General features: G+C 38.5%; 16 protein-coding genes. 14 read left to right on the top strand and 2 right to left on the bottom strand.

The window, feature by feature from the left end; translation table 11 throughout:
- Positions 1-14: 14 nt before the first annotated feature.
- Positions 15-752 (bottom strand): T9SS type A sorting domain-containing protein, encoded by a 738-nt coding sequence (locus BBI00_RS01245; RefSeq protein ID WP_065397056.1) that lies wholly within the window; start codon positions 750-752, stop codon positions 15-17.
- Between the two features lie 160 nt (positions 753-912).
- On the opposite strand from BBI00_RS01245, the gene tsaE reads away from it, so the two are divergent.
- From tsaE to BBI00_RS01200, 9 genes are all read left to right on the top strand, one after another.
- On the top strand, positions 913-1,314 hold the full coding sequence (gene tsaE / locus BBI00_RS01240) for a tRNA (adenosine(37)-N6)-threonylcarbamoyltransferase complex ATPase subunit type 1 TsaE (protein ID WP_065397055.1): 402 nt from the start codon (positions 913-915) through the stop codon (positions 1,312-1,314).
- Positions 1,315-1,381: 67 nt separating this feature from the next.
- The gene (locus BBI00_RS01235) at positions 1,382-2,572 is read left to right on the top strand and encodes an alanine dehydrogenase (protein WP_065397054.1); all 1,191 of its coding nucleotides are present in this window, start codon (positions 1,382-1,384) and stop codon (positions 2,570-2,572) included.
- Positions 2,573-2,944, top strand: a complete 372-nt coding sequence (locus BBI00_RS01230; RefSeq protein ID WP_065397053.1) for a hypothetical protein — start codon at positions 2,573-2,575, stop codon at positions 2,942-2,944.
- 18 nt (positions 2,945-2,962) lie between these two features.
- Positions 2,963-3,736 carry a histidine kinase gene (locus tag BBI00_RS01225; protein WP_083988394.1) on the top strand — a complete coding sequence of 258 codons (774 nt, stop codon included), beginning with the start codon at positions 2,963-2,965 and terminating at the stop codon, positions 3,734-3,736.
- Positions 3,711-4,421, top strand: coding sequence for a LytR/AlgR family response regulator transcription factor (locus BBI00_RS01220; RefSeq protein WP_065397051.1), 711 nt, complete (start codon positions 3,711-3,713; stop codon positions 4,419-4,421). The genes BBI00_RS01225 and BBI00_RS01220 overlap by 26 nt, the downstream gene beginning before the upstream one ends.
- A gap of 108 nt (positions 4,422-4,529) precedes the next feature.
- Entirely contained in the window at positions 4,530-4,919 is a 390-nt protein-coding gene (locus BBI00_RS01215; protein ID WP_065397050.1) for a hypothetical protein, read from the top strand.
- A gap of 103 nt (positions 4,920-5,022) precedes the next feature.
- On the top strand, positions 5,023-7,293 hold the full coding sequence (locus tag BBI00_RS01210; protein WP_083988518.1) for a cation:proton antiporter: 2,271 nt from the start codon (positions 5,023-5,025) through the stop codon (positions 7,291-7,293).
- A gap of 99 nt (positions 7,294-7,392) precedes the next feature.
- A complete protein-coding gene (locus tag BBI00_RS01205) occupies positions 7,393-7,875 on the top strand; it encodes a hypothetical protein (protein WP_065397048.1) in 483 nt (160 codons plus the stop codon).
- 47 nt (positions 7,876-7,922) lie between these two features.
- Positions 7,923-8,444 (top strand): hypothetical protein, encoded by a 522-nt coding sequence (locus BBI00_RS01200; protein WP_228394694.1) that lies wholly within the window; start codon positions 7,923-7,925, stop codon positions 8,442-8,444.
- Positions 8,445-8,761: 317 nt separating this feature from the next.
- Here BBI00_RS01200 and BBI00_RS01195 read toward each other — a convergent pair whose 3' ends face one another.
- Positions 8,762-9,409 carry a hypothetical protein gene (locus BBI00_RS01195; RefSeq protein WP_065399571.1) on the bottom strand — a complete coding sequence of 216 codons (648 nt, stop codon included), beginning with the start codon at positions 9,407-9,409 and terminating at the stop codon, positions 8,762-8,764.
- 180 nt (positions 9,410-9,589) lie between these two features.
- On the opposite strand from BBI00_RS01195, the gene BBI00_RS01190 reads away from it, so the two are divergent.
- The 5 genes from BBI00_RS01190 to BBI00_RS01165 all read left to right on the top strand — a co-directional run bounded on the left by BBI00_RS01190 (position 9,590) and on the right by BBI00_RS01165 (position 13,269).
- Entirely contained in the window at positions 9,590-10,171 is a 582-nt protein-coding gene (locus tag BBI00_RS01190; RefSeq protein ID WP_065397046.1) for a hypothetical protein, read from the top strand.
- 248 nt (positions 10,172-10,419) lie between these two features.
- The gene (locus BBI00_RS01180) at positions 10,420-11,019 is read left to right on the top strand and encodes a hypothetical protein (RefSeq protein WP_123902210.1); all 600 of its coding nucleotides are present in this window, start codon (positions 10,420-10,422) and stop codon (positions 11,017-11,019) included.
- A gap of 260 nt (positions 11,020-11,279) precedes the next feature.
- Positions 11,280-12,122: a prephenate dehydrogenase gene (locus BBI00_RS01175; RefSeq protein WP_065397043.1), complete on the top strand. Its 843-nt coding sequence runs from the start codon at positions 11,280-11,282 to the stop codon at positions 12,120-12,122.
- Positions 12,123-12,402: 280 nt separating this feature from the next.
- Positions 12,403-12,669 carry a DUF2089 family protein gene (locus tag BBI00_RS01170; protein ID WP_065397042.1) on the top strand — a complete coding sequence of 89 codons (267 nt, stop codon included), beginning with the start codon at positions 12,403-12,405 and terminating at the stop codon, positions 12,667-12,669.
- 18 nt (positions 12,670-12,687) lie between these two features.
- The gene (locus tag BBI00_RS01165; RefSeq protein WP_065397041.1) at positions 12,688-13,269 is read left to right on the top strand and encodes a YIP1 family protein; all 582 of its coding nucleotides are present in this window, start codon (positions 12,688-12,690) and stop codon (positions 13,267-13,269) included.

Below are 13,269 nucleotides of genomic sequence, written 5' to 3'. Positions count from 1 at the left end.
AATAAAGGATGTCTTTACTTCTTGATGAATATTTTTGCAGAGGTATTACCTGATCTATCCGTAAACTCCACAATATAACTTCCTGCACTCAGATGGTTCACCGAAATCGAATTGTTATTCACTTTTGCGGTTTCCAGTTTTTTACCTTCCATGGTATAAACGGTTGCGGAAGTAATCTCTTTTTCTGATTTAAAAAATAAATCTTTGGCTGCAGGGTTAGGATAAATTCCGGTCTGCTTCTTTTTCACTTCAGCATCATGTACGGAAAGTGTCAGAGAGGTAACGTTCAGCGTATAAGGAACAGTTTGCGGGGCTGGCCATGAAGAAATCAATATATAATAGGTCTGCCCTGCAGTTACTGCAAAATTATCAATAAGTAAATCATCATCTGAAACATTGCCTTCACATGCAGCATAGTTCAAGCCGATATCTGCGCAATTGGTATAAACAAATAAGCCTGTCCATCCCGTTGCACCGGGAATTTCTATTTTTATAGTTCCTGAAGAGGCAGCGGTATAAGAATAAATCACATCATTCCCGCCATGGTAATAATTGCCAAAATCATCTGCAGAACCACTGCAAGCCGGGCTGTTATCAGGATCAGGGTCATAATTGTCTGCATAATTTGCGGTGTCATCCGTTGTCGTATATGGCAAGGAGGTAATTACAATAGGGTTGGTACAGGTTGTACCTACTTGTGCGCCTGCTATTCCAAAAAAAGAAATAAATAAAGCTAAGTAAATTTTTTTCATAATAAAATATTTAGTATTCAATCAAATATAAGGTTTCATTATCGAAAACACAAGAAAACACCACTCCAAACAAACGATACGATACATAAAAAGGACTTACTCTTTGTTATTAGCAATCAAAATAATAATAAAAAACATAATTTAGATTTAAATTTGGCAAATGAAAATACAATCTTTACCGGAATGGCAGCACATTGTGGATGAAGTCATTCCTAATCTAAAATATAATATCCTTTTATTAAAGGGAAACCTGGGTGCCGGAAAAACTACTTTCACTCAATTTCTGCTTAAAAACCTGGGCAGTGAAGACGAGGTAAACTCTCCTACCTACTCCATTGTGAATGAATATAACACTCCCAAGGGAAAGGTATATCATTTTGATCTTTACCGTCTCAAAAACATTGAAGAAGTCTATGATATCGGGATTGAAGAATACCTTGACAATTCTTTCCTGTGCATCATCGAATGGCCGGAAGTGTATGAAGATGAGCTGTACGGGCTCAACTACCACACAATGAGTATTGTGAACACGGGTGAAAACAGAGAAGTTACATTCGATTAAATATTATGTATCTTTGCTCATTAATTGAGTGTAAAAAACAATCTGTAAGACATAATTTAATTTAAGGATGAGTACAAATATTTTTACTCCTTTCACAGAAGAAGAATTGATGCCGAAAGAGGAAAAATTGGAGGTTATAAAGAAGGGAAAACAATTCAGTATTGGGATTCCCAAAGAGACCTGTCTCAACGAAAGGAGAACCTGCATTACTCCTGACGCCGTACAGGTGTTGGTAGAACACGGTCATGAGATCATTATAGAATCAGGGGCCGGGCAAGGGTCATTTTTTACAGATTTACAGTATTCTGAATCGGGAGCAAAAATTACCAATGATCCTAAAGAAGCATTCGGGCAGGATCTTATTTTAAAGGTCAACCCTCCTACTGAAGATGAAATTGAATATATGAAACCGAATACTTATCTGGTTTCAGCACTTCAGATCAACCTCAGAGATAAAGAATACTTCTTAAAGCTTGCAGAGAAAAAAATAAATGCCATCGCTTTTGAATTTATCGTGGATGAATACAAGCAGCTGGCTCTGGTAAGACTGGTGGGTGAAATTGCAGGAACCGTTTCCATATTATATGCTTCAGAATTATTGGCATTGTCAAATGGTTTAATGCTGGGCGGAATTACAGGGGTAAGACCTGCTGAAGTAGTAATCCTCGGAGCCGGAATTGTAGGCGAATTTGCTACGAAAGCAGCCATTGGCCTGGGTGCCAGCATAAAAGTTTTCGACAACTCATTATCTAAACTCAGAAGACTTCACACAATGGTAGACAGCAGGGTTCCCACATCTATCATAGATCCGAAGGAACTCAGCAAAAGCCTAAGACGTGCCGATGTGGTGATCGGAGCGCTGCCAAGGCTGAATATGACCCCTATCGTAACTGAAGATATGGTCATGAATATGAAAAAAGGGAGCGTCATCATCGATATTACCATAGACAACGGTAAGGTGATTGAAACTTCAGAACTTACCACCATGGAAGATCCTTACATCATCAAACACGGTGTGATCCACTGCGGACTTCCGAATCTTACCTCAAGAATGCCAAGGACAACAACCAAGGCGATTTCGAATTTCTTCCTTTCCTATATTTTGAATTATGATGAAGAAGGCGGTTTTGAAAATATGCTGATCCGCAAAAACGAAATGAAGCAGAGTTTATATATGTACAAGGGAAGACATACCAAAAAGATCATCTGTGACCGTTTCGGACTTACGTACCACGATATCAATCTTTTAATTTTCTAAATGAAAAAGCTGAAATTTTATGCAATAGGCTTCATACCGGGCCTATTGATTGTATTTTTTATTTTAAACAAAAAAGGGGCAAGCTGCAGCGGTTATTTACCGAACAGCCGTGTGATTGCAGAAACCCTGTCGAAGGAATTTAAGTATTCTGAAGAGGCAAAGAATGCCATGAGTATTTACAGAATTGATGAGAAGTTTGTAAAGGACAGCATCATTACCAATGGAAAAGTAGATTTTGACCGCAGCCATGCACAGAAAAAACCATGTCCGGATTATCTGATCTCTTATCCTGAAAAAAAGCCGTCTTACGAAATCACTTTTGAGAAATGTGAGGAAACCGTGACGGTAAACAGCCTGAAAAAACTTCAATAATTTTCTTTCACTGATCATATGGGGGGCAATTACTACATGATTCATGATTATCTGATATTCGTCGGGGTTTTTGCCATTTTCTTTTTCCTGACCACGAGCATTTACCTGTTCAGCCAGAATCAGAATCTGAAACAAAAAAATACCCAACTGTCAGAAACCAATAAGATCATTGAGCAGCGCCTGAATGAAGTACGCCTGGAACACATTGGTACCAAGCTGAATCCCCATCTTTTTAAAAATATTCTCAATTCAGTGCAGTCCCATGCTTACCAGACCTATATGTCGCTGGATAAGCTGGCCAATGTACTGGATTATATTTTATACGAAAGCAACAATAAGTTTGTAAGTCCTAAGGAGGAACTGACTTTTGCACTAAGTCTCATTGAAATTAATAAGATCAAGATCAATCCTCTTTTCGATTTCAGAATCAAATCCAGGATCAATAAATCCGATTCTGTGTATGAAGAAAAAGTGTTTGCCCCGTTAATCTCTGTGGATCTTATAGAAAATGCTTTCAAACATACTGACTTTCTGGCTCAGGATTCTTTTATTTCCATTTATATGGAGCTTGAAAACGGCATCTTCACCATGAAAGTCAGCAACAAAGCCTCTCTGAAAAATATCCTCGAGAAGGAAAAGAGCGGTTTCGGAAGCCAGTCTTTTGACCAAAGGCTTAAAATGATCTACAGTACTTACTATCAGCTGGAAAGAAGTTCTAAAAACGGGATTTTCACAGCAGAATTAAAAATCAATTTAGGAGAATTCTATGATAAAATGCGTTATTCTGGATGATGAACTGCTGGCCATCAGCTACCTTAAACTTCTGTGTGAGCAAATTGATGATGTGGAAGTGGTAAAGGCCTTCAACGATCCTAAGGTTTTTCTGAAAGAAATTGACTCCCTGGACTGTAATCTTTGCATTCTGGATATTGAAATGCCCGGAATGACGGGTCTTCAGGTTGCCGAGCTGATTTCCGGTTCAAAAAAGATCATCTTCACTACCGCCTATAAAGAATATGCAGCAGAAGCTTTTGATCTCAATGTAGTGGATTATGTAAGAAAACCTATTAAAAAAGAACGTCTGATCCAGGCTTTTGATAAGGCAAAAGAACAAATCAGCACCATCCAGAAAAAAACATTCATAGAATGGAATACCAACATCGGTAAAACCATCATTCCCACCGAACAGATTGTTTACATCAAAACTTCGGAAATTGACAGCCGGGATAAAGATATTACCCTGAATGACGGAACCGTTATCGTTTTAAAAAACCTTAATTTCAAAAATCTTCTTGAAATGCTTCCGGCTAAAGATTTTGCCCAGATCAATAAAAAAGAGATCATTGCAATGTCTTCCATCAAAGTATTTACCACCAACGAAATTATTACAACCATTCTCACCGAAGGAGAAAATTTCCTGAAGCTGCAAATCGGAGATACCTATAAAAGTGCACTGATGGAATTATTCGGAAAATAGATTTTTCAGACATTTCCGTTTTCATTACAGAAAGCTTTCGCTTCATTACATCTTCATTTTTTGTACCATTACAGGGACGTATTTTTACTCCTGATTAAATGATTAATAATGAAAAACTGTCTGTATGCAGTAGGAATTCTTCTATCCGGACTGTGCTTTTCTCAGGAAACGGGTTCAAAAATCAAGGTCTCATTTTTTGAGGGAATCGCAGTAGCCGGATATGTAGATCATGGTGCTTTTCTCAATTTTACCGGGCCTAATATAAGCCTTAAGCACAAAAACATAAAATATATTGCAGGGATGCTTCCCTCTCTTAGAATCAGGGAAGACAGATCCTCCGGAACAAGAAACAGCCCTGTTACGCCTACCTTAGGAGCCGGTTTTACGATGGTTTACAGAAAAATTGTCCTTCAGATTCCGGTCTATTATAACACCAAAACTCCGGACCAGAACGGAAGCTGGAAAATAGGGGCCGGCGTTGGATATTCATTTAAATAGATTTTATTACATTTTTTAGAACATTCATTACATTTTAAAAAAAAGTGTATTTAACATCAACATATTCTTATCAACTTTGCATTAAAATATTGGAATCATGAATTTGGGGAAATACAGAAATTTAATTTTCTACATTACGACTATAGCGGTTTTTTCCGGCCTGATGTACTTCTTTATCATGGAAGGGCAGACACTGGAAATCAAAGAAAATATCGTCAGTAAAACCAGCAGTGGCTCTACCTGGGACAACTTCCTTGAATCTTTTAAAACCAACCTTCACCACCCTCTGGCACTGCTACTGGCACAGATCGTAACCATTATTCTTACTGCCAGACTGTTCGGATGGATCTGTATGAAGATCAAACAGCCCAGTGTAATTGGGGAAATGATTGCCGGGATCGTGCTGGGACCTTCTCTTGTAGGGATGTATTTTCCTGAGTTTTCTGCATTCTTATTTCCAAAAGAATCATTGGGAAACTTACAGTTTCTCAGCCAGATAGGGCTTATTCTGTTTATGTATATCGTAGGAATGGAACTTGACCTCAGTGTCCTGCGAAAAAAAGCCCATGATGCTGTAGTGATCAGTCATGCCAGTATTATTATTCCTTTTGCGCTGGGTATTGGCTTGTCGTATTTTATTTATCAGGAATTTGCCCCTTCAGGGATTCAGTTTACCTCCTTTGCCTTATTTATAGCAATTTCTATGAGTATAACGGCATTTCCGGTACTGGCAAGAATTGTACAGGAGAGAAATCTTCAGAAGACCAAACTGGGCACCATTGTGATTACCTGTGCAGCAGCTGATGATATTACGGCATGGTGTATTCTTGCAGCGGTAATTGCTATTGTAAAAGCCGGTTCTTTCACAAGTTCCATCTATGTGATCATCATGGCAATAGCTTATGTATTTTTAATGATCAAAATTGTAAGGCCATTCCTGAAAAGGGTCGGGGATCTTCAGGCCGGCAAAAATACGATCAGTAAACCTATGGTAGCTATCTTTTTCCTTACCCTTATTTTATCGTCATATGTAACCGAAGTTATTGGGATCCATGCTTTATTCGGGGCTTTCATGGCAGGTGCCATCATGCCGGAAAATACAAAATTCCGGACCCTGTTTATCGATAAAGTAGAAGATGTGGCACTGGTACTGCTTCTGCCGCTGTTCTTTGTTTTTACGGGTCTTCGTACCCAGATCGGCCTTTTGAATGATGCACACCTTTGGATCACTGCAGGCTTCATTATCCTGACGGCTGTACTTGGAAAATTTGCAGGAAGTGCGCTCACTGCCAGGTTTGTGGGGATCAACTGGAAAGAAAGTTTAACGATTGGCGCCCTGATGAATACAAGAGGTTTAATGGAGCTTATTGTACTGAATATCGGGTATGATCTTGGGGTCTTAAGCCCCGAAATCTTTGCCATGCTCGTTATTATGGCTTTATTTACAACATTCATGACCGGGCCTGCCCTGGATTTCATTAATTTTATTTTTAAATCTAAAAAAGAGGAAGAGCCTGTACATGAAAACGATTCCCAATACCGCGTACTCTTATCTTTTGACAAACCTGAATCCGGAAGTACCCTCCTTAAACTGGCCCATGATTTCACCCATAAAATGAACGGCAATAAAAGCATCACCGCTATGAATATTGCCCCTGTGAACGAAATGCATGCTTATGATATTGATGAATATGAAGATTCTCAGTTTCAGCACGTCATTGAAACTTCCCATGAGCTCAACCTTGAAGTGACTACCCTCTTCAAAGCTTCTACCGATATAGAAAATGATCTTACCAGCATTACAAATAAGGGGCACTATGATCTTCTCCTGATCATGCTTGGAAAATCAATGTATGAAGGAAGCTTATTGGGGAGATTATTAGGTTTTACCACCAAAATTATCAATCCTGAAAAACTTTTGAATACGGTAAAAGGCAAAGGAAATATCTTCAACAACTCTCCTTTTGACGATTTTACCCTTCAGATTTTAGATAAAACCAATATCCCTGTTGGTGTATTGGTAGAAAAAAACTTTAAAACTGCCGATAAAGTATTTGTTCCGATCTTTAACTTAAGTGATTTTTACCTGCTGGAATATGCTAAAAGGCTCATCAATAATAACAATTCACAGATCATCATCCTGGATGCAGCAGGCCAGATCCGCAATAATATTGAAGTAAAGGAACTGATCAGAAGTATTGAGCAGGTAGCCCCCAATCATATTACGCTGTATAATGAGAAAAAGATAGAGAAAGAGTTCCTGAATTCCCAGGACCTGATGCTCATCAGCAGCAAAAGCTGGAAGAGTCTGATAGACACAAAAAGTCTTTGGCTGTCTGACATTCCTTCCACATTAATCATTTCAAATCCATAACACACACCGATATTTCTATTTCTACAAGAAGCTGTAAATATTATCTGTTGTCTGTAAAGAAAAAACGGGTATATTTATGGCTTCAATTTTTTTTGAACTATGCTGATCAATGATCAAAACGGATGGATAGAGCTGGAAACCTTTGATACCACACTGTATAAAGGAATGTTGCTTGAGGAACTGCAGCAGACTGCATTTTATAAAGAGAAATACTATAATATGCGGGATGTGACAACCGGATATTTCTGGTACTGTTTCAACACGATAGAAGTGCAGGGATATCAGGTGTATTTTCAACTGTGCTTTTGGAGAGATCAGTTGCACAGCATTCATATGAATACATCGGAAAACGGTGATGCAAAAGATTGGAAGGACTGGTCTGAAGAAAAAGAAATGCAGGTTTTCTACAGAAATAACAGGTTTCTGAGCCTTATTCTTGGAACAGCTCCTACCCGGAAAGAGAAAACACCCTATCCAAGATGTCTTTTCAGGTTTTCCTGGGGTGAAGTCTGGTCCGTTTATGATCCGAGAAGCGCCAGCAGCATGATGGGAATACATTATAAGGAAGAAGATAAAATATAAATTAACTAATAACCAAAGAATAAGATCGTAATATGTGCCGATACGCCATGATGGTTTACAAATGTCATTATGCATGTTTCAATTGTCAGAAGACATTCAAACGCCGTGTTTTAAAAGATGTAGACAGGGATGCAACCACTTCTGTGGAAGCCAGATGTCCTGAATGTGGAAGCATGATGGCCAATATGGGCCTGGATTTTGAATCACCGGCAAAAAATGATCACAAGCAATGGGCCCATATCCGGAATCTGTATACTGTTGGGATAACTTTCCATTCCTGCGGTTGCTCGGGCCCGGGATATATTCCGCAGGACCGCAAAGCGATTATCAACTACCTTGAAAAGATCCGTTCAGAATATATGCATTCGCTTGTATTCTGGAGATACCGTATAGAACCTGAAAATAAAAGAGAGCGTGAAGTAGAGTATCAGAAAAACGGCTCCAGGCTATGGGCTGTTAATAAAAATGCTTTCAGACAGACCGTAACCAATCAGGAAGGAATCAACTACTGGATCGGGAAAATCAAAGAGGTGGAAGAGCGGCTTACTCTCATCAGGGAAACTAAATAACTGATACGGCAGGAAACATTCATTAGTTCAACCACAAAAGTCACAAAAGCTTTTTAACACTTAAGTTATTTTAAGTGATATTTCTTGCGTATATTAAGTACACATAAGCCTTTGAAAATCTCTGATTTTCAATCAAAAAATCTGCGTAATCAGCTCAATCTGCGAGAGAATATATGCAAAACCAACAGCGGAATCAGTCTTACAATTAACCTTACGTAAATATTAAACTATTAACCCTTTTAAAACCAAAGGTTTTCAATTAAAAATCTGCGGAATCAGCTCAATCCGCGAGAGAATATATGCAAAACCATTTCTTCTCACTTCAAAAGCTCCATCAATCTTTTAAAATCATCCTGTATACTTTTCTCTTCTTCGGCCATATATTCACCGCTAAAAGGAGCTCCACAATCCTGGCTGTTCACAATATGAAACAGATTTCCCTTTTCAAAGTAATTCCTGTTTTCCATGATTTCTGATTTTTTAAAATCAAAAGCTTCCGTATCGTTATTTTCCTTCATTGCTTTGGCATCATAGAACATCGGACGGTTGTACTTGTAGTCTTTTTGAAAAACAAAAGACAATTGGCCGTTCATCAGGTAATATTCAATCAGAGCCTGTCCCATTTCGCCGTAATGTCTGGCTAAAACCTTTTCCAGGCGCCTGCCTTTAAAGAAAAAAGTAGCTTCACCCCCTTCAGCAGATTCTCCCTCAATGTCTTTTTTCAGGACAGAGGTCCATTGGGTGATGGAATTGATTCTTTTAAAATTAGTCCGGATTGGTTTCAGGCGGTCTTTTAAATATTCATTGGCAGCAATATCATCTTCACGGAAAGCTGCTTTGATTTTTACAGTGTCTTTTTTAATCCTATCAGAAAGGTCTGAAGATTCATGGTTGAAACTTCTGGCATATCCAAAATTTATAAAAGTCAATACAATAAGAATCCCAAGCCCATGTCTGCTTTTCATGATGTTGCATTTTACGTTAATAATAAGGATTAAAATTATTAAAAATAAATAACCTGGCCCCCATTGAAAACTCCGGAAATTATACCTGATTTCAGCCATTTTTCCTCAATTTACCGGTTACCATCCTATCTGTAGCAATGATAAAACTTATATTTACCCTGAAAAAACAGAATTACCACTATGAAAAGGATACTTCCGGTTTGCTTTTTACTGCTTCTGGCCAATGGTAAACACAGTGCAAAAGCTCATGAAAGAAATCATTCCCAAATCATCCCCTGTGGGCAGTCCTCTACAGATACAGACTTCATCAGCTACCCTGTTGATGACCTGGAAGGGATCACAAGCACCGGATATAACGGGATCTACAGAAATTTTGATTTTAACTACAGAAATGGAGAAACCATGTTTATCCTTGTTCCTAAGGCAGGAGCTGAAAAATGGTACCGGCAGAAGGTGAAACAGTATAAAAAAGAGACAGATACCAGGATTGAAAAATACCTGAACAGACAGTCATTCAGAAGTCTCAGCAAAGAATTTGATATCCTGATCTTCCATACTCCCAAAAAATTTCTGAAGCATACTCCGGAAATGGATGCTCCCTACACACCTCTGCCTCAGAGAAAAATATTTTTATACCAATATAACAGCACTAATAATACCTGGAAAACGATTGATACTTTTACTGTTAACCGTGATAATGACGAGGCAAAAGCCAGCCAATGGCGGGAAAATCATATGGTTAAACTGAGTTCGGTACAGTAACAAAACTGATTAGCCATGGTCTCAAACATAAAAAATAAAAGCTTTCTGATTCTATTGATATCTGTATTGATTAACTGCCAGGAGAAAAAACAGGTTCCGGAATACGGTTCCTGAAAAGACAGTTTCATCCCTTGTTGGCAAAATAACAGTTGATTTTGACAGGTATGCTTTAACGGGTAATTCCATAGGAAAAAGCTTTCAGTATTATAAAAGTAGAATTGAAACTTATAGTCGTTTTTAAAAAGAATATGATGATCAAAAAACAATATTCCATCTGCTTTACCCTCTTCGTATTCTGCACAGCTTCTCTGCTTTCGTGCAGGAAGGGTCATAAAAGTACTCTCATGCAGGAGATTGACAGCCGTGACAGTATCGCCATACAGACTTATATGGATGAGCTTTATCACCAGAAAATCAAAGATTCCATAAAGGGATTCTGGACATATTCTAGTTATGAAACTTATGTTCCATTATGGCAATTCGGGCTCATCTTTCAGGAAGGTAAAGAGAATGACAGTATTTACGGTACCTATCACCTGATCAGACAGGGAGAAAAGCAGGAAAACGGATGGCTTAAAGGCATTCTGATCAAAGGAAAAATAACCGCAGAACTTTACAATCCCAAGGAGTTTCCCGGTGAAAAAACCAAAATAGAACTTACAGGCCTGGGTGAAAAAAGCTATGATGATATGCAGCTAGAAATGATAAAAGTACCGGAAAGGCTTTCTTATTTATCTGAAACCTTTGCCTTAAGCAGGTTCGGACGTCGTCAAACCATAATAAAGTCAGGTTGCGCATATCCGGGACACATTAAAAGAAGGAAAACCACTACAACTGCAAAAAAATAGCTTTGTTACAGGCAAAAAGTTCTGTTGCAATGCTCCGGCAGCAACGGAAGGCAGACTGTTGACCTCCCGGTTCAGATCAGGAAGAAATCATAAAAATACATCAACTTTAAAAAAAATTTTATACCTTCGCCTCGTGAATTTTAATAACAGAACATATTATTACGGAATTTTTAACTCAGAACTGGGATAGGGATTCTTATGAACATAACTTAAAACCTCGTCCTTGACGAGGTTTTTTTTATTTACAAAAAGATTTAAAGATGAAAATAAGTATTATAGGAACAGGATTGATCGGAGGTTCGATGGCTTTGAAGTTAAAAGAGAAAGGAATAGCACACTTCATCTATGGAATTGATAACAATCAGCAGCATATCAGTAAAGCCCTGGAAATGAAAATCATTGATGCAGGAGCAGACCTTGAACAGGGGGTAAAAAATGCGGATGTAGTCATCATTGCCATTCCGGTAGATGCAGCGAGAAAAATACTTCCGGGAGTGCTGGACCTTATCTCAGATCACCAGACCGTTATGGATGCAGGCTCTACCAAAGCAGGAATTGTGAATGCAGTAAAAGACCATCCGAAAAGATCAAGGTTTGTAGCCTTTCACCCGATGTGGGGTACGGAAAACAGTGGTCCGCAGTCTGTTGTTGCCGAAAGTTTCTCAGGAAAAGCAGGAGTGATCTGTAATAAAGAAGAATCTGCCGAAGATGCCTTACAGACCGTTGAAAAAATCGTTGAAGCTTTGGATATGCATATGATTTACATGAATGCACAGGATCATGATATCCATACCGCTTATATTTCACATATCTCCCATATTACTTCTTACGCCCTTGCCAATACCGTACTGGAAAAGGAACGTGAGGAAGAAACGATATTCCAGCTTGCCAGTTCCGGTTTTTCAAGTACCGTACGTCTTGCCAAATCCCATCCCGAAATGTGGGTACCGATCTTTAAGCAGAATAAAGAAAATGTGCTGGATGTTTTGAATGAGCATATTTCCCAGCTCAGAAAATTCAAGTCTGCTCTGGAAAAAGAGAACTATGAATATCTTGAAGAGCTGATCACGAATGCCAACAGGATCAGAGGAATTTTAAGATAAAAAAATCCCGCATAAGCTCAAACCGGAAGAAACGAACTGAAATGACGATTCAGATTTTTTCTTCCGGTTTTATTTTCAGCTAAAAATTCTACACCTCCGATAAAGTGGTAAAATTCAGGAATTTTTGCCGGGACGGTTACTCAACAACGATTATATTCCCTTTCAGTATTCCACTTAACTTCTCCCTTCCCATTTCTTTTCATTGAATCAATTTTTAATAAAATTAAAAAATATTTTAACTTTATTAAAAAAAAGTATTACTTTCGTAAAAAAATAATTCATGAAGCTACCTATTGTCTGCCCAAGTTGTGATCATACGCTTAATGTAAGCCAGATGAAATGCCCGAGCTGTAAAACAGAAGTAAGTGGTGATTATGAACTGCCTGTACTCCTTAAACTGAATCGCGAAGAGCAGGATTTTGTTCTCAATTTTTTCCTCTCCAGCGGAAGCATTAAAGAAATGGCCAAGCAGGCAGGCCTTTCTTATCCCACTATGAGAAATAAAATGGATGACCTTATCACTAAAATCGAACAGCTGAAAAAATAACCTGTAAAACTCATTACCATGAACTGGAAAACCATTTTTAATCCATTTGAAAGATTTGATGAGAAACTTCTTCTCCTTGCCGGAATTCTTACCGTAATTATTGCTATTGCCGCAGGATACTGGACCGGAACTACTTTCAGCAGTATCTACAAGGTCAATAAGGTAGATCAGGTTTCTCTCCAGGCTGTAGCCCTGTCTACTCTCGCCAGCTTTACTCTTGCGATCATCATCCTTTATATATTGGGGAAAATTATAAATAATAAAACCAGAATGATCGATATCATCAATACTGTTCTGATTTCACAGCTGGTATTGGTTGTTCTGCAGTGTACGGAAAAAATCTCCTTTATACAGGAAGCCAGACAAAGGATGATCAGTTATGCTGCCCATCCCACCGATTCTGTTCCGCTGCCGGACACTGCTATTATGATGGGAATGGCTTTATTCAGTATCGTTCTGCTGACATACAGCATCGTTATCTTTTACAACGGTTTTAAAACAGCAACCAACCTTAAAAAATGGCAGCATATTGTACTCTTTGCAGTGGTCTCAATAGTTTCCACCCTCATCTGCCAGATCATTATGTCTAAATTCATTTAA

The sequence above is a fragment of the Chryseobacterium arthrosphaerae genome, assembly GCF_001684965.1.
Taxonomy (GTDB): Bacteria; Bacteroidota; Bacteroidia; order Flavobacteriales; family Weeksellaceae; genus Chryseobacterium; species Chryseobacterium arthrosphaerae.
Note: the sequence above shows the minus strand (reverse complement) of the source record. Positions and strands in the feature narration are given on the sequence as shown.

Coding starts and splice junctions, on each gene's coding strand:
- BBI00_RS01245 (WP_065397056.1), bottom strand. CDS start 752: ATGAAAAAAATTTACTTAGCTTTATTTATTTCTTTTTTTGGAATAGCA.
- tsaE (WP_065397055.1), top strand. CDS start 913: ATGAAAATACAATCTTTACCGGAATGGCAGCACATTGTGGATGAAGTC.
- BBI00_RS01235 (WP_065397054.1), top strand. CDS start 1,382: ATGAGTACAAATATTTTTACTCCTTTCACAGAAGAAGAATTGATGCCG.
- BBI00_RS01230 (WP_065397053.1), top strand. CDS start 2,573: ATGAAAAAGCTGAAATTTTATGCAATAGGCTTCATACCGGGCCTATTG.
- BBI00_RS01225 (WP_083988394.1), top strand. CDS start 2,963: ATGGGGGGCAATTACTACATGATTCATGATTATCTGATATTCGTCGGG.
- BBI00_RS01220 (WP_065397051.1), top strand. CDS start 3,711: ATGATAAAATGCGTTATTCTGGATGATGAACTGCTGGCCATCAGCTAC.
- BBI00_RS01215 (WP_065397050.1), top strand. CDS start 4,530: ATGAAAAACTGTCTGTATGCAGTAGGAATTCTTCTATCCGGACTGTGC.
- BBI00_RS01205 (WP_065397048.1), top strand. CDS start 7,393: ATGCTGATCAATGATCAAAACGGATGGATAGAGCTGGAAACCTTTGAT.
- BBI00_RS01200 (WP_228394694.1), top strand. CDS start 7,923: ATGATGGTTTACAAATGTCATTATGCATGTTTCAATTGTCAGAAGACA.
- BBI00_RS01195 (WP_065399571.1), bottom strand. CDS start 9,409: ATGAAAAGCAGACATGGGCTTGGGATTCTTATTGTATTGACTTTTATA.
- BBI00_RS01190 (WP_065397046.1), top strand. CDS start 9,590: ATGAAAAGGATACTTCCGGTTTGCTTTTTACTGCTTCTGGCCAATGGT.
- BBI00_RS01180 (WP_123902210.1), top strand. CDS start 10,420: ATGATGATCAAAAAACAATATTCCATCTGCTTTACCCTCTTCGTATTC.
- BBI00_RS01175 (WP_065397043.1), top strand. CDS start 11,280: ATGAAAATAAGTATTATAGGAACAGGATTGATCGGAGGTTCGATGGCT.
- BBI00_RS01170 (WP_065397042.1), top strand. CDS start 12,403: ATGAAGCTACCTATTGTCTGCCCAAGTTGTGATCATACGCTTAATGTA.
- BBI00_RS01165 (WP_065397041.1), top strand. CDS start 12,688: ATGAACTGGAAAACCATTTTTAATCCATTTGAAAGATTTGATGAGAAA.